Origin of the sequence: Paenibacillus sp. tmac-D7 (assembly GCF_006519665.1) — a bacterium.
GTDB lineage: Bacteria > Bacillota > Bacilli > Paenibacillales > NBRC-103111 > Paenibacillus_G > Paenibacillus_G validus.
Map to the genome: position 1 here is coordinate 1 of NZ_VIDW01000107.1, position 1,825 is coordinate 1,825.

General features: G+C 50.2%; 2 protein-coding genes. Both read left to right on the forward strand.

Annotated features, from left to right (window positions below):
• The first annotated feature begins 44 nt into the window (after positions 1–44).
• On the forward strand, positions 45–872 hold the full coding sequence (locus FKP33_RS26640) for a ParA family protein (RefSeq protein ID WP_127609407.1): 828 nt from the start codon (positions 45–47) through the stop codon (positions 870–872).
• Positions 820–1,737 carry a ParB/RepB/Spo0J family partition protein gene (locus FKP33_RS26645; protein ID WP_258313568.1) on the forward strand — a complete coding sequence of 306 codons (918 nt, stop codon included), beginning with the start codon at positions 820–822 and terminating at the stop codon, positions 1,735–1,737. Before FKP33_RS26640 ends, FKP33_RS26645 begins: the two co-directional genes overlap by 53 nt.
• Positions 1,738–1,825: the final 88 nt, after the last annotated feature.

Sequence of the window (1,825 nt, forward strand, 5' to 3'; positions counted from 1 at the left end):
TTATTCAGCGCAATCGGCTTTTTGCGTGAAAGGAGAAATGCTGGATGACGAAGGTAATCGCCCTCGCCAATCAGAAAGGCGGCGTGGGCAAAACGACAACGGCAGTTAATCTGGGAATCGGTTTGGCTGCCGATGGGAAAAAGGTTTTGCTGGTCGATGCGGACGCGCAAGGTAACCTGACGGACTCGTTAGGGTTCCATGAACCGGATAGTCTGTCGGTATCGTTAGCCACGTTGCTGGTCAAAACGATGCTGGAGGAATCCTATGAAACACAGGAAGGAATTTTGCATCACAGTGAAGGTGTTGACCTGATGCCGGGCAATATCGAACTGTCCGCTGTCGAGGTATCGCTTGTCAATACGATGAGCAGAGAAACGATCTTGCGTTCGTACATCGATTCGGTTAAAGCTGACTACGATTACGTTCTGATCGATTGTATGCCAAGTTTGGGTATGTTGACCATCAATGCGCTGGCGGCAGCGGACAGCGTCATTATCCCCGTTCAGGCGCATTATTTGCCGGCCAAGGGAATGACGCAACTGTTGCAGACGATTGCCCGCGTACGCAGGCAGATCAATCCGAAGTTGGTTTTGGACGGTGTGCTGCTCACGATGGTGGACAGTCGCACGAATTTCGCTAAAGATATTGCGCTCGTTCTTCGGCGCGATTACGGGGACAAGCTGCGCGTGTTCAACACTGAAATCCCTTTATCCATTCGCGCGGCGGAAACGAGCGCCAAGGGAAAAAGCATTTATGCCCATGACCCGGATGGGAAAGCTGCGGAGGCGTATGCCGCATTTACGAAGGAGGTGCAAGGCATTGGCAACGAGAGACGACAGGCTCGCCAGCATCAAACTGACCACAGTCGCTGATTTGTTCTCCACCGAAGAGAGCCGCGCCGATGAGCAGCGGGAAAAGGTGATGGAAATCCCTTTGTCGGAAATTAGCGATTTTCCCGGTCATCCATTCAAGGTGAAAGCAGATGAAGCGATGCTGGAAATGGCGGACAGCGTGAAGCAATACGGCGTTCTTGTTCCCGGCCTGGTGCGTCCAAAGGCGGACGGCGGCTATGAAATGGTAGCCGGACACCGGCGCAAGAAAGCGAGCGAACTAGCAGGTATGGAAACGATGCCTTGTATCGTTCGTGAACTGGACGACGATCAAGCAACTATCATTATGGTGGATAGCAACCTGCAACGGGAGTATATCTTGCCGAGTGAGAAGGCTTTTGCTTATAAGATGAAGCTGGAGGCGATGAATCGGCAAGGACAAAGAACTGATTTAACTCGTTCCCAAGTTGGGAACAAGTTAGATGGGAAAAAGTCCAGTGAAGTATTGGCGGAGCAAGTTGGAGAGAGCAAAAACCAAATATTTAGATATATCCGTCTTACCGAACTGACCCCCTCCATTCTCGAAATGGTGGACGATAAACGAATCGCCTTTAATCCGGCCGTGGAGCTTTCATACTTGGCCGAAGAAGAACAGCAAGCTCTGTACGAGACGATGCAGTCCGAAGATTGCACTCCATCGTTGGCGCAGGCACAGCGCATGAAAAAACTGAGCCAGGACGGGCGGCTTAACGTGGATGTCATCTTCTCGATTCTCACGGAGGAGAAGCCGAACCAAAAAGAAAAGATGACCATTCAGCGCGAGCGGATCGACCGCTTCTTTCCGAGGGACTTTAACGAAAAGCAAAAGGAATGTAATGCTCCCCATTGTCAAGACACGATTTTTTGAGGAATAAGTTATGTCCTCCAATCTCGTAATCTATTAAATTAGGATGCGATTTTTTCGACATTTTGGGCATAAAATTGACAGGGCTTAT